Consider the following 19,843-nt stretch of genomic DNA (forward strand, 5'->3'; position numbering starts at 1 on the left):
GGTTTCGGTGTCCAGCAATGTCAGCCGCGCAGGTTGGAAAAGCGCACCGAGTAGATGCGGTCGCGGCCGAGCATGTGGGCGACGAGGGCTTGCCGGTCGAACAGGCCGGTCATCGCCCTGTGGCGCAGATCCAGCCCGCCGGTCATCAGGCCGAAGGCGGGCATCAGCAGGCGTTTGCCGTCGGTCGCGAAGCAGGGGCGGCGCACCGCCTTCTCGCGGCGGATGACGGTGGCGGCGGGGTGCAGGTGCCCGGCAATCTCGCCGGCGGGCGAAATCAGCGACGGCTCGTGGCGGAAGGCGAGGCCGGCATAGTGCAGTTCATCGGCGGATTGGCCGGGCAGGTCGACGGTGCCGTCGGGGTCGTGGTTGCCGTTGATCCAGATCCACTCGCGGCCGCGCGCAAGATCCGCGATCTTGCTGCGGAAGATGTCCGGCAGATGGGCGGAGCCGACACGGTCGTGGAAATTGTCGCCGAGGCTGACGACGATGGCCGGGTCGTGCCTGGTAATGACGGCTTCCAGCACCTTCAGCGTGGCGAGCGTGTCATAGGGCGGCAGCATCATGCCGCGGCGCGCGAAAGCGGCGCTCTTTTCGAGATGCAGGTCGGAGACGACGAGCAGGCGGGTTTGCGGCAGGTAGAGCGCGCCGAGCGGATCGCAGACGGCTTCCACGCCCGCAACGACCGTGCGGGCGGAAACCGCGCCGAAATCCTGTATGTCCATCGATGCCAGCGCCAGTCTCTGCATGCGCGTTCGTCACGTCCTAAATATTGTCTTCGCCCGTGGCCTCGGCGATGAGGTCTTCGGCGGCTTCAGCCAGAAGCGAATCCTGCGCGTCGCCCGCCACCGTCTCCTTGCCGATTTCCAGCATGATCGGCACGGCGAGCGGCGAGATACGGTCGAGCCGCCGATGGGTAATATGGCCTTTGATTCGCATCAGCATATCGCCCAATCGCTGAATATCCAAAAGCCCCGCCGCCGCATCGTTGCGGGTGGCTTCGAGCAGGATGTGGTCCGGCTCGTGGCTGCGCAGCACATCGTAGATCAGGTCGGCGGAGACCGTGACCTGCCGCCCGGTCTTTTCCTTGCCCGGATGGCGCTGCTCGATCAAACCGGCAATCACGGCGCAATTGCGGAAGGTGCGCTTCAGCATGAAGCTTTCATCGAGCCAGGCTTCGAGATCGTCACCCAGCATGTCCTCGTCGAAGAGATCCGAAAGCGACGGGCGCTCAATGGCGAAGGACGTGCCGAGATCGTCCAGCGCCCAGATGGCGAGCGAATAGTCGGTCGCGACGAAACCGAGCGGCCGGCGGCCGGCACGTTCCAGCCGGCGGGTGAGCAGCATGCCGAGCGTCTGGTGGGCGAGGCGACCTTCGAAGGGATAGGCGACCATGTAGTGGCGGCTGCCGCGCGGAAAGGTTTCGATCAGCAGCTCGTCGCGCTTCGGCAGCGATGAGATATCGCGCTGCAAGGCGAGCCAGTCGCGCACCTGATCGGGCAGCGCACCCCAGCGCTGCGGATCGTCCAGCATCGCGCGCACCTGATCTGCGAGATAGGTGGAGAGCGGGAATTTCCCGCCGGCATAGGCCGGCACCTTCGGGTCGAGCGAGAAGGCCTGGCTCACGAGACATTCGTTCTCGCGGATGCCTTCGAAACGCAGCACCTTGCCGGAGAACAGGAAGGTGTCGCCGGGCGAAAGCATTTCGAGGAAATACTCTTCCACTTTGCCTAGCGACGCCCCGCCGCGGCCGACCGCACCTTTCGCACCGCGTTTCACCATGCGCACGTTCAGCATCGGCATTTCGACGATGGTGCCGAGATTGAGGCGGTATTGCTGGGCGACACCGGGATTGGAGACGCGCCAGAGGCCGTCCGCCGTCTTGCGGATGCGGGCATAGCGCTCATAGGTCTTCAGCGCATAACCGCCGGTCGCGACGAACTGCACGATGCGGCCGAACTTTTCACGCGGGAGATCGGCATAGGGCGAGGCGGAGGTGATTTCGGCAAACAGCGCATCCTCGTCGAAGGGGGCGGCGCAGGCCATGCCCAGCACATGCTGGGCCAGCACATCGAGCGCGCCTTCGCCGACGGGGGGCGTGTCCTGCGCGCCCAAATAGTTGGCGTCGAGCGCCGCCTGGCACTCCATCACCTCGAAGCGATTGGCCGGCACGAGGATGGCGCGGCTCGGCTCGTCCATGCGGTGATTGGCGCGGCCGATGCGCTGGGCAAGGCGCGAAGCGCCCTTGGGCGCGCCGACATGGATAACCAGATCGACATCGCCCCAGTCGATGCCGAGGTCGAGCGTCGAGGTGGCGACGACGGCGCGCAGCCGATTTTCCGCCATCGCCTGCTCCACCTTGCGGCGTTGGCCGACATCGAGCGAGCCGTGATGCAGCGCGATCGGCAGCGTGTCCTCGTTGATGTTCCAGAGTTCCTGGAACAGGATTTCAGCCTGGCTGCGGGTGTTGACGAAGAGCAGCGATGTCTTGTGCTGTTTGATCGCCTCATAGACCTCGGGCATCGCATATTTCGCCTGATGGCCCGACCAGGGCACGCGCGCCTCGCTCTTGAGGATAGTGATGACAGGCTTGGCCCCGCCGGGTGCGGTGACGAGGCCGGCATGGTGTTCCGCGTCGGGAGTTTGCGCGACCAGCCAGCGGCGAAGGTCCATCGGCTCGGCGACGGTGGCGGAGAGGCCGATGGTTTTGAGGCCGGGCGCCAGGCGGCGCAGGCGCGCGAGACCCAGTGAAAGCAGATGGCCGCGCTTGGAGGTGACGAGCGAGTGCAGCTCGTCGAAGATGACGTATTTCAGGTCCTTGAAGAAACGCGGCGCCTCGCCATTGGCGATGAGCAGCGCGACCTGTTCGGGCGTTGTCAGAAGGATGTCCGGCGGGTTCAGCCGCTGGCGCTGGCGTTTGGATTGCGGCGTGTCGCCGGTGCGCGTTTCGACTGTGATCGGCAGGTCCATCTCCGAGACCGGCTTCATCAGGTTGCGCTCGATATCGACAGCGAGCGCCTTGAGCGGCGAAATGTAGAGCGTGTGGATGCCGGTGAAGGCGGAGCCCGGCGGGATTTTTCCGCGATGGGTGAGATCGGTCAGCGCCGGCAGGAAGCCGGCGAGCGTCTTGCCGGCGCCGGTCGGAGCGATCAGCAGCAGGCTCTCACCGGTATTCGCGCGGGCGAGCAGCTCCATCTGATGCGTACGCGGCTGCCAGCCCTTGTCCGCGAACCAGCGGGTGAAGGGCGGGGGCAGCAAAGAGAGGCCTTGGGCGGCATGGCTGAGATGAGAATCGGGCACGGCGTTAAGCTAATTCACGCGGGCGGAAAGAAAAGCGTTCCCGGCAACAATCTCGGCGAACCGCTGAAACGCGCGGCTTTCAAGGCGATGCCAGCGTTTCACATCGTCTACACGAGGCCGTTACCGCGGAAGAAAGATGAAACTTTTCACGCAGGCCTCCCGTTTACAGCCCCGTGACAGAGAAACTGATAGGAGAATTCCCATGAAGAAGATTGTTCTTGCTCTGGCCGCCCTTTCGTTTTCTGCAGGCGCGGCACTGGCCGAAAACCCCTATGTCGGCCGCACCGACATCATCCAGTCCGGCCCGAATGCCGGCCAGGAAGTGATGAACCCCGCGGTCAACAACCTTGATATGGGCACGACGGCGTCCATCACGTCAAACGACACCTCGCGTCAGGTCCCGAACGAGACCAACGAGCAGCTGGCTGATCCCGGCGCCAACCGCTACGGCGATTCCGATCCGGGCAGCATGCAGTTCGACTAAGCATTCGACGCTTACGACCTGACCCAAGCAGGTCTTCGGCCCTCCCGGTCTCCGGGAGGGCCGAATGCGTTTGGGGCTTACATCGCGATATAGCGATCCGCGCGATGATTGACCGTGAGGAAGAGGTTCAGCACCACGGCGCCGACGACCGAGCAGAGCACGATGAAGGGGGCGGCGACGGCGAAGGCGGCGATCAGCACGAAGAGATCGAAGGCGAGCTGCACGAGGCCGGCGCGGATGCCGAAGCGCTCCTGCAGATAGACCGCCAGCACGCCCACGCCGCCGAGGCTGGCGCGGTGGCGATAAAGGCCGAGCAGGCCGAAGCCGAGCAGGATGCCGGCCAGCACCGCAGTCCACATCGGGTCGATGCTCTCGATGCGCACGAAATGCGGCTGGAACTCGGTGATGATGGAGGTCATGGTCACCGCAAGCACGGTCTTGATGGTGAAGGCCCAGCCGAGGCGCTTCAGCGCCAGCACGTAGAACGGGATGTTCACCACGGTATAGAAGATGCCGAAGCTGACGCCCGTGAGGTAATGCAGGATGAAGGCGACGCCGGCGGTGCCGCTGGCGACAAGCCCGGCGCTGCTCATCAGCGCCAGGCCGAGGGCTGCGATCATGCTGCTCGCAAACAGGCCCTGCGCATCTTCCAGCGGCGTGTGGCGGGTGGGTGTGGGATTCCAGAAGCCGAAACGCCGCTTGTCGCCGTCCATGGCCGATCTCCGATGGTCTTTGTTCGTTGTATAGGGCGTCGCCGCTTGCGTGAAGCCTATGACTTTTTGCGCGACGCCTATAGCTGGCGCCGGGCAAGGAACAGCAGGCCATGCACCGGCTGGCCGCCATCCTGGCGGATCACGCTCTTTTCCAGCGCGAGCAGATCGAAGCCGTTTTCGGCCATTCGCCGGAGGATGAAAGCTTCAGGGTGCGCATAGCGCAGCGACGCGCGCAGCAAAGGCGCGTCGCCATCGCCGCCATCTTCCACGGAGAAGGCGAAGAGGCTGCCGGGCTTGGCCAGCCGCGCGACGCTCGCAAACACCTGTCCGAGATCGCCGAGATACATCAGCACGTCGGCGGCGCTGACGAGGTCGGCGCGGGCGTCCGGCAGATCACCGAAGAGCCCGCTTTCCGTCGCGGGCAATGACAGGTCGGCCTGCGCGAGATGGTCGTAGATCGCCTTCTCTTCGGCCTTGGCCAGCATGCCGGCGGAGAGGTCGAAGCCTTCAAGGCGGCAGGCATGGGCGCGGAATTCGACGCCGAACAGACCCGTGCCGCAGCCGATATCGGCCACAAGGCCGAACTGCGCATTGTCGCCGGCATGTTTGCGCACGAGCTTTGCGAGCGTCTGCGGCACGGTGTAGTCCAGCCGCTCGACCAGCGCTGTGTCGAAGCGGTCTGCATAGTCGTCGAAGAGGCGTTCGACATACTGCATCGGCGGGGTGGACGGGATTTCCGCGGCGCCAAGAACGGCGAGTTTCAGGCTGGCGCCGAAAATGTCGGATGGGTCCAGCGCGATGACCTTTTCAAGCGCGGCGGCGGCTGCCTCCTTCCGGCCCGATTTCTCGGCATATTCGGCGAGCCGGAACCAGCCGGCGGCCCAGCCCGGTACCTGTTCGAGCGCCTGTTCCATGATTTCCTGCGCCTCCGCGAACTCGCCCGATTCCGCAAACATGCGGGCATAATCGGCGCGGCGGTCGGCGATGAGATCGCCGGAGGAGAAATGCGGGCTCGTCATGGGGGCTCGGAAACGGGAAACGGATGGCGCTAAATGGCAGGGCCGCGCTAAAAGGCAAGCGAATTCTCGTGAGCGGCCTTTGCTTGCGGCAGGAGACCCGAGCGCTTATCTCAGGTGCAAACGAATTTATGGAGAATCAGCGGATGTCGAATGGCGTGAACGGGTTTCTGGGCGATAGCCCGCTGCGCGTGCTCATCAAGCTCCTGATCCTGTCGGTGGCCGTCGGCTTCCTGATGTCGATCTTCGGGCTCTATCCGGATGATATCCTCTTTGCGGCGCGCGATTTCATCCTCGACCTGTGGAATACCGGCTTCAAGACGCTCGGCCGCCTCGGCGATTACCTGCTGCTCGGCGCCGTCATCGTCATTCCCGTCTTCATCCTCATCCGCCTTCTGAGCTATCGCCGCTGACCATGCTGACCCGTCGCACCTTCCTTGCCGCCTCGGCGGCGGCCATCGCGGCGCTCGCCGCCGGCTGTTCCACCACCAGCGTGCTGGCGCCTTCGGCCGGCACCGGCAGCGACCAGACGGCCGCCTCCCTCGGCCTCGTCAACAAGCTCCGCGCCGAACGTGGCCTGTCAGCGCTCGTCATCGACAAGCAGGCGCAGCTTGCCGCCATGGACCAGGCAAGCCGCATGGCCTCCGCCGGCAAGATGGAACACAATATCGGCTTCGGCGCGAACTTTTTGAAGCGCATGAAAGGCATGGAGGTCGCGCTGCCGGCGGCGGAAAACATTGCCGTCGGACAGGATAATGCCGCGGAAGCCTTCGACGCCTGGTATCGCTCGCCGAAACATCTCGTCAACATGCTGGGCGCCAGCTATCGCGGCCTCGGCGTCGCGGTCGTTTCCAATCCGGCATCGGGCGGGCGGCCGTACTGGGCGATGGTGCTGTCAGGCTGAGGAGCACGCATGGGCGGCAGGATCGTGCGCATGGCGGATCTGGAGATCGATCCCGCGCAGCTCGACGCCTACAAGGCGCTGCTCGCCGAGGAGATCGAAGCTTCGTTGCGGCTCGAGCCGGGGGTGCTGATGCTGCATGCGGTCTCGCTGGACGAGGCGCCGGAGAGGGTGCGGCTTCTGGAGGTCTATTCCGACGAGGCGGCCTATCAGTCGCACCTCGCCACGCCGCATTTTCTCAAATACAAGACGCAGACCGCCGCGATGGTCCGCTCGCTGCGTCTCCTGCCGGTGACGCCGATCCGGATGGACGCGAAAGAGGGCCGGCCTGAGGGGGAGTTTGCATGAGTGCCACGGCGGTAAGCGAAAACGATGGGTCCGGTCCCTTCGAGGTGACGCACCGGCTGGTGCTGGCGATCGCCATTCCCATGACGCTCGGCTTTCTCACGACGCCGCTGCTCGGCCTGACGGACACGGCGGTGGCCGGGCGGCTCGGCTCGGCGGATGCGCTGGCCGGCATGGCCGTCGCCGCCGTCATCTTCGATCTCCTGCTCGGCAGCTTCAATTTCCTGCGCGCCTCGACAACCGGACTGGTGGCGCAGGCCTTCGGCCGTGGCGATAGGCGCGAAGAGCAGGCAGTTTACTGGCGTTCGCTCACCATCGCGCTCTGTTCGGGCTTGGTGCTGATGCTGCTCTCGCCGCTCCTGCTGTCAGGCGGACTTTTCCTGATGGCGCCGACGCCGGAAGTGGCCGAGGTCGCCTCGACCTATTTCATGATCCGCGTGCTCTCCGCCCCCATGGCGCTCGCCAATTATGCGCTCCTCGGCTTCGTGCTCGGGCGCGGGCAGGGCATGACGGGGCTCCTGCTGCAGGCGATCATCAACGGCATCAACATCGTGTTGTCGATCACGCTTGGCCTTGGGTTCGGCTGGGGCATTGCCGGCATCGCCTGGGGCACGTTCACTGGCGAAACGGTGGGCACGCTGGCGGGCCTTGCCATCGTCGTCTCGCGCTTCGAACGCGCCGACCGTCCCTCGCGAGCGGAAATCTTTGCGCCGGCGCGGCTGAAGGCGCTGTTTTCGCTCAACCGCGACATCATGATCCGCACCTTCGTGCTGATCGGCGCCTTCGCGATCATGACCCGCATCGGCTCGTCCATGGGGCCGCTGGTGCTGGCCGCCAATGCCGTTCTGATGAACATCTTCCTCGTCGCCGGCTACTATCTGGACGGCATCGCCAATGCGGCCGAGCAGCTCGTCGGCCGCGCCTTCGGAGCGAATTTCCGGCCAGCCTTCGACAGGGCTGTCAAACTCACCTTCCTCTGGTCGCTCGGCCTCGGCGTCGTCACTACCGGGCTTTTCCTGATCTTCGGAGCCAATATTGTCGGCCTGCTGACGACGACGGAAAGCGTGCGGGCCGAAGCGGTGAAATATCTGCCCTGGGCGGCGCTGACGGCAATCACTGGGGCGCTCGCCTTCCAGATGGATGGCGTGTTCATCGGCGCGACCTGGTCGAGCGCCATGCGCAACATGATGCTGGCGGCCTTTATCGGCTATCTCGCCGCGCTCGCTGTCTTCGTGCCGCTGTTGGGCAATCACGGCCTGTGGCTGGCGCTCAATCTCTTCCTGGCTTTCCGGGGGAGTTTCCTGGCGATGCGCCTGCCGGCGCTCGCCGGCCGGCAGTTCTCCTTGGCGGACCGGAGATGATCTCCGGCAGAGGGCCGGCCTTTAGGCCGGCTGAATGCGTCCGATACTGAGACCCAGGAAATCAAGCGGGCTTTCCGGCCGTGTCGGCTTTTCGCCGTCCTCTGCCTGGATATCGGCCCTGGCGCGCAGCCAGTGCGAATATTCGCGGCCTTCCGGCCGGCCTTCCTCTTCCCAGATCTCGTGCGCCCTTTTGCGGATCCGTTCGCTTTGGTCATCCATGGTATCGTCCCTTCCTGGCCTTTTGGCCCTTATGCGGCGGGATCGGTGCAGGCTACCGTCGATGCGATTCGGCTTTTGCCGAACACTCCACCCGCAAGAGTTAAACCCTGCGGGAGGACTTTGGTTCCGGTGTGACGTTTAAAGGCTGCGATTGGCCCAATGATCGGTGCGGGTGCCGCAAAGCATTGAAATCGAAGCGATCTGCTCGCGATCACAAATTCGCGAGAGGCCGGTGACGATCTCGCCCGGTAGGGTCGGGCCGGCATAGACCATGCAGGAATAGAGCTGCACGAGGTTGGCGCCCGCCCGGATCTTTTCCGCCGCCGTCTCCGCCGAGGAGACGCCGCCGACGCCGATGATCGGCAGGGTTTCTCCGACGCGCCTGCGCATCTTGGCCAGCACCACCGTGGACTTTTCGAAGAGCGGTTTTCCCGAGAGGCCGCCGGCCTCGCCCGCATGGCTGACGTTGCGCAGGCCGGCGCGCGACAGGGTCGTGTTGGAGACGATGAGGCCGTCAAGCGGATGGGCGAGCGCCACCTCGGCGATGTCGTCGAGGCCTTCTTCGGTGAGATCGGGCGCGATCTTCAGGAAGACCGGAACCTGGCGGCCGCTGCGCGTCGCCTCTTCGGCGCGGGCAGAAAGCACGGCGGAGAGCAGCGCATGCAGGCTTTCCTTCGCTTGCAGGTCGCGCAGGCCCGGCGTGTTGGGCGAGGAGATGTTGGCGGTGAAGTAGCGCGCAACATCGTAGAAGGTGCGGATGCCTGCCACGTAGTCGGCGATGCGGTCCTCGCTGTCCTTGTTGGCACCGATATTCACGCCGATCAGCGCATCGCGCCGGCAGGCCTTCAGCCGTTCCAGCGCGGCGGCATGGCCTTCATTGTTGAAGCCGAGGCGGTTGATGACGGCATCGTCCTCGACGAGGCGGAAGATGCGTGGTTTCGGATTGCCGTCCTGCGCGCGCGGCGTCACGGTGCCGATCTCGGTGAAGCCGAAGCCGAGGCGCAACATTGCTTCCGGCACTTCGGCATTCTTGTCGTAGCCGGCGGCGAGGCCGATCGGGTTGGGGAAGGTGACGCCGGCGACGGTCTGGGCCAGCCGCGGATCGGCCCTGGCGGGGCAGGCGGGCACGAGGCCGGTCTTCAGCGCGGCGATCGACAGGCCATGCGCGGTTTCTGGATCGAACAGGAAGAGGCCCTTGCGGCCGAGGGTCGAAAGCAGCGACATCACAGCATCTCCGGAAACTGGTGGGCGCCATCGACGCCGAGCGGCAGGGGCTTTTCCCAGAGCACGGCGGACAGAGTCAGCGCAGCATAAAGGTGGGGGAAGAGATCGCCGCCGCGCGAGGTCTCGAAGACCAGTTTTTCACCGAGCGCGTCGCCATCCACGGCCACGAGCAGCAGGTCCGTTTGGCCGGCGAAATGGCGGGCGGCGGTTTCCTTCGCCTGGGGCGCGGTGGAGAAATGGATGTAGCCGTCGGTCAGGTCGATGGCGGCGCCCTCGAAAATCCCGGCCGCCTTGGCATTTTGCCACAGACTTGCCGGAACGATCTTGTAGATTGTTTTGGCCATTGCGTCCGTTTCTCCCTTGCCTGCCGTCTTTAGGGTAGCGCTTGCCGGAAAGAACGGCAGATGTCCACCGGTGAAAGCCCCGGAAACCGGCTCTTGGAGGATTTTGCATGCGAATCTCTGCCCTGCCCCTGACCTTCGCCGCCCTCATCCTCGCCGGCTCCGCCCATGCGGATGGCGAGGGCCGCTACCGCATGGAAAAGACCGAGACCGGTTTCATCCGTCTCGACACCGCCTCGGGCGATATCTCGCTCTGCCGCGAAAAGGATGGCCAGATCGTCTGCCGTATGGCCGCCGACGAGCGCGCGGCCTTCGAGAAGGAGCTCGATCTGCTGACCAGGCGCGTCGAGGCGCTGGAAAAGGGCGGCACAACCGGCCTGACGGATGCAAAACCGTCGCTGCCGACGGATGAAGAGATTGACCGGACCATGACCGTCATGGAAAAGATGATGCAAAGGTTCATGGGCATCGTGAAAAATCTCGAGGACGGAGAGGAGAAAGCCGTTCCCGAGAAAGGCACGGACCCGCAGAAGACCTGACGGAGAGCCTGCGCCCGCGCCGCCTCCGTCATCAGGTCCTATACTTTTGGGCCATTTACTCTTGGGAGGGAGCGCATGGCATCGGCACTCACGATCATCATCGCGGACGACCATCCGCTGTTTCGCGGCGCCTTGAAGCAGGCGCTGACGGGCATGGAGGGCAATCCCGATATCGTCGAGGCCGGCGATTTCGAAGCGGCGCGCAAGGCCGCCGAAACCAATGCCAATGCGGACCTGCTGCTGCTCGATCTCGCCATGCCCGGCGTCAGCGGCCTCTCGGGCCTCATTTCGTTGCGTGCCGAATTCCAGAGCCTGCCCGTCGTGATCGTCTCGGCGAGCGACGATCCCGTCACCATCCGCCGCGCGCTCGATCTCGGCGCCTCCGGCTTCATCTCCAAATCGGCCTCCATCGAGGATATCCGCGAGGGCATCGGCTCGGTGCTGGCCGGCAATATCTATACGCCCGGCGGTTATGTGCGCGGGCCGGAGCAGGACGGCGAGGTCGCCGATCTCATCGCACGGCTGCGCACGCTGACGCCGCAGCAATCGCGCGTGCTCGCCATGCTGGCCGAAGGGCTGCTCAACAAGCAGATCGCCTACGAGCTCGGCGTCTCCGAGGCGACCATCAAAGCGCATGTCTCGGCAATCCTCCTGAAGCTCAATGTCGACAGCCGCACCCAGGCGGTCATCCAGCTCGGCAAGATCGGCGCGGCGCAGGCGGCTGCCTGATCTTACTCCGCCGCCTCCCGCTGCAACGCTGAAAACTGCGTCAGCCAAGCGCGCATGGAGGCCGGGCGCACCGGTTTGTTCTGCACGAGAATGTTGTCCCGATCGGCTTCGGCGCGCACCTCCGGCGTGCGGTCGGCGGTGACGAGGAGGGCGGGGACCTCGCGGGTGAGCGCGGTGCGGAGTTTACCGATGGCCGCAATGCCGGTGCCGTCGTCGAGATGGTAGTCGGCGATCACGGCATCCACGGCCGGCGGGCCGGTGGCGACCAGCGCCTCGACCGCCGCGACGGATTCGGCCAGCGTCACCGTGCAGCCCCAACCGGAAAGCAGCAGGCGCATGCCGTCGAGGATTTTCGGTTCGTTGTCGATGCAAAGCACGCGCAGGCCCTTCAGCGGCTCGTCGCTGACGGGTACCACGGCCGGCTTGTCGGCGACGTGGCGGCTGGCGGCGGCGTCTATCGGCACGCGCACCTTGAAACTGGTGCCGCGGCCGGGCGTCGATTGCAGTTCGACGGGGTGCGACAGCACGCGCGAGATGCGATCGACGATGGAGAGGCCGAGGCCAAGGCCCGGCGCGGTGCGCGCGCCCTCGTCGAGCCGGGCGAATTCCTTGAACACCGTGCGGAATTTCGACGCGGGAATGCCGATGCCGGAATCGAGCACCTGGATCACGGCCTGTCCGCCCTTGCGGCGCACGCCGACCAGCACCTTGCCGGAATGGGTGTATTTGATGGCGTTCGACACGAGGTTCTGCACGACGCGGCGCAGAAGGTTCGGGTCGGTGCGGATAGCGAGCGAGCTGGAGAGCACGGTCAGCTTAAGGTTCTTCGCGCGCGCCATTGGCGCGAAGTCGGTCTCGATGCGCTTCAGCAGGTCCTTCAGAGCCACCGTCTGCACGCGCGGCTTCATCGCGCCGGTATCGAGGCGGGAAATGTCGAGCACGGCGCCGAGGATCGCCTCCACCGATTCCAGCGAGGAATCGATGTTGTGGATCATCTCGCGGTTTTCCGTTTCGCCGAGTCGTTCGACCAGTGAGGAGGAATAGAGACGGGCGGCATTGAGCGGCTGGAGAATATCGTGCCCGGCGGCGGCGAAGAAGCGGGTCTTGCCGATATTGGCCTCCTCGGCGGCGGCGCGCGCTTCGGCAAGCTCGGTGTTGACGCGGGTGAGTTCGGCGGTGCGCTCGGCGACGCGGTGTTCCAGTGTCTCGTTGACCTGTTTCAGCGCGCGGTCGGCGGCGACACGGTCGGTGATGTCGGTATAGGTGGAGACGAAGCCTTTTTCCGGCATGGCATTGGTGCGCACTTCCACGATGCGCTCGCCGCCCGCCAGCACCAGCGCGAAGGGCTCGTCATAGGTCATGGTGCGCGTGATGGTGGCCGCGCGTTCCTCTTCCGCGATATCGCCGCGCTCGGCGAGGATCTCCACGATGTCGGAAAGCGGAAAGCCGACCTGACCGACATATTCCGGCAGGTCGAGCAACTGGCGAAAGCGGCGGTTCCAGACGGTGAGGTTGCCGGCACTGTCGAAGACGGCGATGCCCTGGTCCATCTGGCCGAGTGCCGTCTGCAGCATGTCCTGATTGTATTGCAGCGCCTCGCTGGCCTGATCGAGCAGCCAATCGGTGTCCGTCGGCGTGTCGTCGATGCGCTGGAGCACGAGGGAAAGCACGAGCCGGGCGGAGGAGGAGCCGATGGCGCTGCCGAGCAGCTGCTCGGAGAAATGCACGATGGCCGCATCGGCCGGCGCATTGTCCTCCAGCCAGCGGCCGACCTGCCGCTCATAGGTGTGGAAGGAGCGTTGCATGCGCTCCTCGCCGAGATATTTGCCGATGGTACTCTTGAGGTCGCGCACGGTGACTTTCGTGCGGCGGCCGCGGAAGGCGCGTTCGAGGCGGGGCTTGGAACGGATGAAGGTGCCTGCCTGCAAGCGCTCCAGCGAGGTCGGGTTGCGTGTCAGCGAGCCGATGACATAGGCGCCGATATTGACCATCATCGCGACGAGGGTGGCGTTGACAAGCGGATCGGCATTGGCGCCGGTGAAGACGGTGGAGCCGGGGAAGAGGAAGCCGAGAATGGTTTCGGCGACATAGGCATTGTCGGCCACCCCGATGCTCGGCAGGAACAGCAGATAGGCCCAGACGACGAGGCCTGAGATCATGCCGGCCATGGCGCCGCGCGCATTGGCATTGCGCCAGAACAGGCCGCCGAGCATGGTCGGGGCCACCTGCGCGACGGCGGCAAAGGCGAGCAGGCCCATCGAGGCGAGGCCGGCATTGGCGGTGGCGGCGCGGTAATAGGCATAACCCAGCAGCAGCACGAAGAAGATCGCCAGCCTGCGGATGATGAGCAGCATGCGTGACAGGTCGTCCTGCTGCTCGACGCCGCCGATGAGATTTCGCCGGAGCACGACGGGAATGACGATGTCGTTCGACACCATGATGGAGAGCGCCACCGAGGCGACGATGACCATGGCGGTGGCGGCGGAAAAGCCGCCGACGAAGGCGATCAGCGTCAGCACCGGCTGGTCGAGCGCGAAGGGCAGGGTCAGCACATAGAGGTCGCCGTCGCCTGATCCGTTGAAGGTCATGACGCCGCCGATGGCGACCGGCAGCACGAAGAGATTGATGGCGACGAGATAGAGCGGGAAGAGGATGCCGGCCGTGCGCAGTTCGCCGGCCGTGCGGTTTTCGACCACGGTCACATGGAACTGGCGCGGCAGCATGATGATGGCGAAGGCGGAGAGCACGATGAGCAGGACCCAGCGCGCCACCGGCGTCTCGTAGGTCAGCGCCTGCATGACGCGCTCGTTCTGCGAGGCTTCTCGCCAGAGATCGCCCGGCCCGTCGAACATCACATAGAGCACGTAGAGGCCGACGGAGGCGATGGCGATGAGCTTGACCAGCGATTCCATCGAGATCGCGAGGATCAGGCCATCCTGGTGCTCGGTCGCGTCCGTATGGCGCGTGCCGAAGACGATGGCGAAGCAGGCGAGGAAGAGCGTGACGACCAGCGGCAGGTCGATGAGCCCGCCGGAGGCAGCGATGCCGAAGCCGGTCGTATCGACCATGGCCGAAACCGAACTCGACACGGCTTTCAGCTGGAGCGCGATATAGGGGATGTAGCCGATCAGCGAGATGAGCGCGACGACGGCGGCGACACCGGGGTTCTTGCCGTAGCGGGCGGCGACGAAATCGGCGATCGAGGTAAGCCGTTCGGATTTGGCCAGCGTCACGATGCGGCGGATCAGCGGCATGCCGAGCGTGAACATCAGGATCGGGCCGATATAGATGCCGGCGAATTCCAGGCCATGAGTCGTCGCGAGGCCCACGCCGCCGAAATAGGTCCAAGACGTGCAGTAGATCGCAAGGCTCAGCGCATAGACGAGCGGGCGGCCCTTGACGGCGCGCTCGGAGCGTTTTGCCTTGCGATCGCCGTAGCTTGCGACCGCAAAGAGCAGCAAGAGATAGGCGAGCGCGAGCGCGAATATCAGCGAGCCCGGCATGCTTCCTCCCGCAGTCCATCGGCCTTTGCAGCCAGAATAGGGCAAAGCGGGCGCGAAGGAAATTGCGCCGAAGGTCTGAGGCGGGAAAGACGTCGCGGATAAACCCCTCAATATTGATGGAGTGCAGTTTCCTCCTGCAAAAAACTGCACTAGTTTGCTTTTGCGTCGCAGCAAAAGGAGAGGCTTATGCTCAATGAGTTCAAGGCGTTTATCGCCCGCGGCAATGTCATGGACCTTGCGGTGGGTGTCATCATCGGTGCAGCCTTCAACAAGATCGTCGAATCCGTCGTCAACGACCTCGTCATGCCGATCGTCGGTGCGCTGACAGGGGGCGGTTTCGATTTTTCCAACTATTTCATCGCGCTGTCGAGCAATGTGACGGCGACGTCGCTGGCTGCCGCCCGCGAGCAGGGCGCCGTCTTCGCTTACGGCAATTTCATCACCGTCTTCATCAACTTCGTCATCCTCGCCTGGATCATCTTCCTGATGATCAAGGGCGTGAACCGCATGCGTGCGTCGCTGGAAAGGGAAAAGGCGGAAGGTGCGGCCGAGCCCGCGCCGCCGCCGGAAGACGTTCTGCTCCTTACGGAAATCCGCGACCTCTTGAAAAGCCGCCCGGCCGTCTGAGGTTTCGTAAGCTGAGATTTGCAGAAAGGCCCGGTTCGCCGGGCCTTTATCTTGCCGGCCAGCCGTTGGCGCGGGCGTCTTCCAGCGTTGCGAGAAGCGCATCTTTCGGCGGGAGGCCGAGCTTTTCGGATTGGCGTTGCAGCCAGCGTGCATGCACCAGGCGGATCTCGACGGGAATGCGCGGCAGGCCGAGGGCGAGCGCCACCGCCATGCGGTGCTTGCCATTGGTGTGGCGCACGAGCCGGCCATCGGCGTCAATCGCGATACCGATATCGCGTTCGGCGAAGTCCTGCCAGAATGTGCGCGTCCAGCGGTGCCGGTGGCCGGTCTGGCCGCGCAAGCCAAGATCGGAATGCGGCACGATGCCGTTCTTCTGGATATCAGAGATCAGGGCGAGATAGTATTCAAAATAGCCGTCGAGCTTGTCCGTGGTGTCGAGCGCTATGCGGTTGCGGCGGACCGTTTCTCCCTTGGCGATCCGCTCGGCATATCGCTTGTAACGCGGTCCATTCCGGAAGTTTTCCCGGTTCTTGCAAAGCTCGACGATCTCCGCGTGGGAATATGACTTATCCACGGGAGCAAGAATGGATCGCCAGTCGCTTCCATCGAGGAAATGCGTGCCGATCCAGCGGATGCGGCCATGATCCACGACGTGATCGAGCAGGCGCATCGTGACGGCCTTTGGATCGATCGATAGCAGGAGGGCATCGGAGAAGTGGAAATGCGCCTGCGCGGCTGGCAACGCACGGCCGCCCTCCGCTTCGAGGCGCTTTACAGCGCGATTGAAACGTCCGGAAAAGCCGATATGGGCCGCCGTGAAATCATGCAGCGGCACCCAGTCGAGCGCGCGCCGCAGGAGCGTGGACTTTGGCGGCCGGGTGCCGGCGGGCATCTTCACGTAAGCCGGCCCTGGAAATGTCTGCTGCTCCGTCAACCCTCTACCCGGTCCGTTTTCCGGCCGTCGGCGCAGGAGGTGGCAACGGCCGGGCATCCATGGCAAATAAACGACGATTTGCAAAGACCCGGCCGCTACAGGTTGCAGCGACGAAAACCCGCAGGAATTGTATGCGACCGGTCAGGCAGTCGCACCCTTCGTCTTGGTCTGGTGGATTTCCAGAAGGCTCGGACCGTTACGACCCGCGGCCCGCTCCAGCGCCGCCGGCAGGTCCTTGACGTCGGCGAGGTGCTCGGAGGGCACGCCATAGGCTTTGCCGATGGCGATGAAATCCGGCGCCGAGGGTTTGACGCCTTCCGGCGTGATGCCGGCATCCACCATGAAATTCTCGATCTCCTGATAGCCGTCATTGTTCCAGACGAGGAAGATCACGCGGGCGTCGGCATCGGCGGCCGAGCCGATTTCCGAGAGCGAGAATTGCAGGCCGCCGTCGCCGACGAGGCAGATGATCGGCGCATCCGGCTCGGCCAGCGCTGCGCCAATGGCGGCGGGCGGGGCGAAGCCGAGCGCGCCATAGCCGGTCGCGGCATTGAACCAGCTGCGCGGGCGAGGGGCCGCGCAATAATAGTTGCCGGCATAGACGGCCTGGGTCGAGTCGCCAACGATGATCGCCCTGGGCAAGGTGCGGTAGATCGCGTCGATGACGCCGACTTCCGCCTGCATCTTCGGGGTCAGCTCGTTCCAGGCGCCCTTGCGCGCGGTCTCGGCGCGGGCGGCACCATTGCTGATGATCTTGTGGCCTTCGAGGAAGCCGAGCATGCCGGCAGCGGCCGTCTTGGCGCTGGAGAAGATCGACAGGCCGGATTGCGGGGTGCGGGCCAGCTGGGCGGCGTCGATATCGATGCGGATCAGCGAGCGCAGCCGCGGGAAGCCGCCGTCGACATTGATGTCGTAGTCGGTCGGGCCGAATTCCGTGCCGAAGGCGACGACGAGATCGGCATCCGACAGCATACGGCGAACGGATTTCATGCTGGGGCTCGCCGGCACGCAGAGCAGATGGCCGGCAAGCATGCCGCGGGCATTGACCGTGGTGACGACGGGGGCGCCGATGCGCTCGGCGAGTGCCCGGATTTCCTCCTCCGCCGTGATCGCGCCGCCACCGGCGAGAATGACGGGGCGCGAAGCGTTGGTGCAGAGGATGGCGGCGCGTTGCAGCGTTTCGGCGTCCGCGCGCGGGCGTGTCGCGACGGCGGCGGGGAAGGTCCCCGTCTCGATCTGCTTTGCCATCACGTCCGTCGGGATTTCGATATGGACAGGGCCGGGGCGGCCGGACAGCAGCACGGCGAAGGCGCGCTCGACGACGAGCGGCAGGTCGGCGGGGTTCAGCAGCGTGTGCGAATAGAGCGCCAGCGTCTTCATCATGCCCTGCTGGTCGGGAAGTTCATGCAGCAGGCCGCGGCCGTGGCCGAGCGAATCGCGCTTGTTGACGCCCGAAATGACCAGCATCGGCACGGAATCCTGCCGGGCCTGCGCCATCGCCGTGATGGTGTTGGTGAGGCCGGGACCCGTGATGACGAGGGCGACGCCCGGCTTGCCGGAAACGCGGGCATAGCCATCCGCCATGAAGCCGGCGCCCTGTTCGTGGCGCGGCGTGATGTGGCGGATTTTCGAGGCGGCAAGACCACGATAAAGTTCGACGGTATGGACGCCGGGAATGCCGAACACGACCTCGACGCCATTGGCCTCCAGGAGATCGACGAGGACTTCACCTACGGTTTTCGTGGTCATGCGCGGCGCTCCTTCGGCTGGGTGGATCGGGCGGCAAGCGCCGTGATGCGCCGGCAGGCCTCGTCGATATGGGCATCCGGCACGGTGAGGCTGAGGCGGATGAAGCCCGCCGCCTGCTCTCCGAACGACGAGCCTGGCATCACCGCGACCCCTTCCTCGCGCAAGAGCGCCCAGGCGAAATCCTCGCCGCTCATCCCGGTGCCGGAAACGTCGACGACAATGAACATGCCGGCTTCCGGCGGCAGCGGCGTCAGGCCGGGCGCTCGCGACAGCGCATCGGCAAAGCGGGCGGCACGCGCCTTGTAGGTCTGGCGCATGGTGGCGGCGGTCGCGATCGGATTGTCGAGCGCATAGGCCGTCATGTCGGCGATGAAGGGCTGGCCGCCGAACAGCATGGTTTCGGAGACGGCGAGCAGGCGCGTGCAGAACTCTTTCGGGCCGACCGTCCAGCCGCTGCGGAAGCCGGGTGCGGCATGCGATTTCGAGATCGACGACACGACGATGGTGCGCTCGGCAAGATCGGTATTGTCGAAGGGCGAGGCGAAGGTCGCGCCGAAGACGAGCTGTTCATAGACCTCGTCGCAGACGATCCAGAGATCGTGTTTGCGGCAGACGGCGCCGATCTCGGCGATTTCCTGCGCCGTCAGCACCGCGCCCGTCGGATTGTGCGGCGTGTTGAGCAGCAGCACGCGGCAGTCGGGCGTGATGGCGGCTTCAAGATCGGCGGCTTTCATGTGAAAACCGTTTTCCGGCCGCAGTGGCACGGGCACCTGGACGGCGCTCGTCGAGCGGATGACGCCTTCATAGGTGGCATAGAGCGGATCGCCGACGAGCACGGCATCGCCCATCTCGACGAGGCCGAGCATGACGGCGAAGAGGGCCGTCTGGGTGCCGGGGAAACACAGCACGTTTTCGGCGGTTACGTCGCTGCGGCGCTTCTGGTATTTGCGCACGACGGCATCGACGACGGAGGGTTCGCCCCGGCCGTTGGAATAGCGGTAGCGGCCGGCATGCATAGCGCGCACGGCTTCGGCCAGCAGGGCCGGATCCGGCGGCACGTCGGGCTCGCCGATGGTGAGCTCGATGATCGCCTTGCCCTCGCGCTTCATATGCCGCGCCTCGGCGTGGATCGCCCACTTTTCCGAACCGAGGTTCTGAAGCCGGTCTGTGATGGACGCATAGCGCATGGCCGTTCTCCGCATTTGAAAATTTAAGGGGATTTAACGACCGGACGACGGGGCGTCGACCGGTCTCAGGCGTAATCCAAGCAAGGTTTCGATCGAGGTCAGGGCGATCTCGACCAGTTCGCTGTCGCCGAACAGCTCGCCGGCCAGGCAGCCTTCGAGCCAGAGGCCGTCGAGCAGGCCGTTGATCGCGATCGCAAGCGTACGGCAGCGTTCCGGTGAGGAATCCGCGCCGCGGGCGGCGAGGAAATCGGCCAGCAGGCTTTCCAGCGTGTCGCGAAAGCTCAGATAACCCTCGCGGTGGATAGCGGCCAATTCCGGATCGACGCTGACCCGGCTGATAAACGAGGCCCAGAGCGACAGGCTGCGGCTGTTGGCGACCGGTTCCGTCAGGTTGATGACGATGAAATCACGCAGCCGCGTTTGCGCGTCACCCGACACCCGCTCGGCCTTTTCGGTGAGACGGGCAATGACCAGCCGATAGGCTTCCTGAAGGATATGCTCCTTGGACTGGAAATAGTGCCGGATCAGGCCCGCCGTGACGCCCGCCTTGATGGCGATCTGCCGGACCGTCGCGCCTTCGAGCCCGTATTCCGCGATGCAGTCGAGCGTCGCCTCGATCAGATCGTGGCGGCGTTCGGCCTCGGGGGCGCGATGAAAGGTCCGGCGGGCCATAT

The 19,843-nt window shown here is 64.8% G+C and carries 20 protein-coding genes; 8 read left to right on the forward strand and 12 right to left on the reverse strand.

Going from position 1 to position 19,843, the window contains the following annotated elements; all coding sequences use genetic code 11:
- Positions 1-20: 20 nt before the first annotated feature.
- Entirely contained in the window at positions 21-746 is a 726-nt protein-coding gene (gene pdeM, locus AC27VQ_RS04805) for a ligase-associated DNA damage response endonuclease PdeM (RefSeq protein WP_488715419.1), read from the reverse strand.
- Positions 747-762: 16 nt separating this feature from the next.
- Positions 763-3,297 carry a ligase-associated DNA damage response DEXH box helicase gene (locus tag AC27VQ_RS04810; RefSeq protein ID WP_488715420.1) on the reverse strand — a complete coding sequence of 845 codons (2,535 nt, stop codon included), beginning with the start codon at positions 3,295-3,297 and terminating at the stop codon, positions 763-765.
- Between the two features lie 202 nt (positions 3,298-3,499).
- Between AC27VQ_RS04810 and AC27VQ_RS04815 the strand changes: the two genes are divergently transcribed.
- Entirely contained in the window at positions 3,500-3,781 is a 282-nt protein-coding gene (locus tag AC27VQ_RS04815) for a hypothetical protein (RefSeq protein ID WP_313526689.1), read from the forward strand.
- A 77-nt stretch (positions 3,782-3,858) separates the two neighbouring features.
- Here the strand turns inward: AC27VQ_RS04815 and AC27VQ_RS04820 are convergent, their stop codons facing one another.
- Positions 3,859-4,494: a DUF6198 family protein gene (locus tag AC27VQ_RS04820; protein WP_488715421.1), complete on the reverse strand. Its 636-nt coding sequence runs from the start codon at positions 4,492-4,494 to the stop codon at positions 3,859-3,861.
- Positions 4,495-4,571: 77 nt separating this feature from the next.
- Positions 4,572-5,513 (reverse strand): class I SAM-dependent methyltransferase, encoded by a 942-nt coding sequence (locus tag AC27VQ_RS04825; protein WP_488715422.1) that lies wholly within the window; start codon positions 5,511-5,513, stop codon positions 4,572-4,574.
- A 143-nt stretch (positions 5,514-5,656) separates the two neighbouring features.
- On the opposite strand from AC27VQ_RS04825, the gene AC27VQ_RS04830 reads away from it, so the two are divergent.
- The 4 genes from AC27VQ_RS04830 to AC27VQ_RS04845 are packed head-to-tail and all read left to right on the forward strand — an operon-like array spanning position 5,657 to position 8,117.
- Complete coding sequence (locus tag AC27VQ_RS04830; protein WP_313526697.1) at positions 5,657-5,923, forward strand: DUF6460 domain-containing protein; 267 nt, start codon at positions 5,657-5,659, stop codon at positions 5,921-5,923.
- A 2-nt stretch (positions 5,924-5,925) separates the two neighbouring features.
- The gene (locus tag AC27VQ_RS04835; protein WP_421590821.1) at positions 5,926-6,414 is read left to right on the forward strand and encodes a CAP domain-containing protein; all 489 of its coding nucleotides are present in this window, start codon (positions 5,926-5,928) and stop codon (positions 6,412-6,414) included.
- A 9-nt stretch (positions 6,415-6,423) separates the two neighbouring features.
- Positions 6,424-6,759 (forward strand): putative quinol monooxygenase, encoded by a 336-nt coding sequence (locus AC27VQ_RS04840; RefSeq protein WP_488715423.1) that lies wholly within the window; start codon positions 6,424-6,426, stop codon positions 6,757-6,759.
- Complete coding sequence (locus tag AC27VQ_RS04845; protein WP_488715424.1) at positions 6,756-8,117, forward strand: MATE family efflux transporter; 1,362 nt, start codon at positions 6,756-6,758, stop codon at positions 8,115-8,117. The genes AC27VQ_RS04840 and AC27VQ_RS04845 overlap by 4 nt, the downstream gene beginning before the upstream one ends.
- A gap of 21 nt (positions 8,118-8,138) precedes the next feature.
- On the opposite strand, the gene AC27VQ_RS04850 is transcribed toward AC27VQ_RS04845, so the two are convergent.
- The 3 genes from AC27VQ_RS04850 to AC27VQ_RS04860 all read right to left on the reverse strand — a co-directional run bounded on the left by AC27VQ_RS04850 (position 8,139) and on the right by AC27VQ_RS04860 (position 9,904).
- Entirely contained in the window at positions 8,139-8,336 is a 198-nt protein-coding gene (locus AC27VQ_RS04850; protein ID WP_488715425.1) for a DUF2934 domain-containing protein, read from the reverse strand.
- Between the two features lie 138 nt (positions 8,337-8,474).
- Positions 8,475-9,560: a quinone-dependent dihydroorotate dehydrogenase gene (locus AC27VQ_RS04855; RefSeq protein ID WP_488715426.1), complete on the reverse strand. Its 1,086-nt coding sequence runs from the start codon at positions 9,558-9,560 to the stop codon at positions 8,475-8,477.
- Complete coding sequence (locus AC27VQ_RS04860; RefSeq protein WP_488715427.1) at positions 9,560-9,904, reverse strand: DUF952 domain-containing protein; 345 nt, start codon at positions 9,902-9,904, stop codon at positions 9,560-9,562. Before AC27VQ_RS04860 ends, AC27VQ_RS04855 begins: the two co-directional genes overlap by 1 nt.
- Positions 9,905-10,011: 107 nt before the next feature.
- Here AC27VQ_RS04860 and AC27VQ_RS04865 point away from each other — a divergent pair, with 107 nt between their 5' ends.
- Both AC27VQ_RS04865 and AC27VQ_RS04870 read left to right on the forward strand, forming a co-directional pair.
- On the forward strand, positions 10,012-10,440 hold the full coding sequence (locus tag AC27VQ_RS04865) for a hypothetical protein (RefSeq protein WP_488715428.1): 429 nt from the start codon (positions 10,012-10,014) through the stop codon (positions 10,438-10,440).
- 75 nt (positions 10,441-10,515) lie between these two features.
- A complete protein-coding gene (locus AC27VQ_RS04870; RefSeq protein WP_488715429.1) occupies positions 10,516-11,169 on the forward strand; it encodes a response regulator in 654 nt (217 codons plus the stop codon).
- Positions 11,170-11,171: 2 nt separating this feature from the next.
- Here the strand turns inward: AC27VQ_RS04870 and AC27VQ_RS04875 are convergent, their stop codons facing one another.
- Positions 11,172-14,672 carry a PAS domain-containing hybrid sensor histidine kinase/response regulator gene (locus AC27VQ_RS04875; protein ID WP_488715430.1) on the reverse strand — a complete coding sequence of 1,167 codons (3,501 nt, stop codon included), beginning with the start codon at positions 14,670-14,672 and terminating at the stop codon, positions 11,172-11,174.
- Between the two features lie 186 nt (positions 14,673-14,858).
- Between AC27VQ_RS04875 and mscL the strand changes: the two genes are divergently transcribed.
- The gene (gene mscL / locus AC27VQ_RS04880) at positions 14,859-15,299 is read left to right on the forward strand and encodes a large conductance mechanosensitive channel protein MscL (RefSeq protein ID WP_488715431.1); all 441 of its coding nucleotides are present in this window, start codon (positions 14,859-14,861) and stop codon (positions 15,297-15,299) included.
- A gap of 46 nt (positions 15,300-15,345) precedes the next feature.
- Here mscL and AC27VQ_RS04885 read toward each other — a convergent pair whose 3' ends face one another.
- The 4 genes from AC27VQ_RS04885 to AC27VQ_RS04900 form a co-directional block, all read right to left on the reverse strand.
- Positions 15,346-16,197 carry a hypothetical protein gene (locus tag AC27VQ_RS04885; RefSeq protein WP_488715432.1) on the reverse strand — a complete coding sequence of 284 codons (852 nt, stop codon included), beginning with the start codon at positions 16,195-16,197 and terminating at the stop codon, positions 15,346-15,348.
- A 177-nt stretch (positions 16,198-16,374) separates the two neighbouring features.
- Positions 16,375-17,982 carry a 5-guanidino-2-oxopentanoate decarboxylase gene (locus AC27VQ_RS04890; RefSeq protein ID WP_488715433.1) on the reverse strand — a complete coding sequence of 536 codons (1,608 nt, stop codon included), beginning with the start codon at positions 17,980-17,982 and terminating at the stop codon, positions 16,375-16,377.
- Positions 17,979-19,169: a pyridoxal phosphate-dependent aminotransferase gene (locus AC27VQ_RS04895; protein WP_488715434.1), complete on the reverse strand. Its 1,191-nt coding sequence runs from the start codon at positions 19,167-19,169 to the stop codon at positions 17,979-17,981. Before AC27VQ_RS04895 ends, AC27VQ_RS04890 begins: the two co-directional genes overlap by 4 nt.
- A 33-nt stretch (positions 19,170-19,202) precedes the next feature.
- The gene (locus tag AC27VQ_RS04900; protein ID WP_421594184.1) at positions 19,203-19,841 is read right to left on the reverse strand and encodes a TetR family transcriptional regulator C-terminal domain-containing protein; all 639 of its coding nucleotides are present in this window, start codon (positions 19,839-19,841) and stop codon (positions 19,203-19,205) included.
- Between the last annotated feature and the right edge of the window lie 2 nt (positions 19,842-19,843).

It is taken from the genome of Shinella sp. 20P9.1.1, assembly GCF_057798995.1.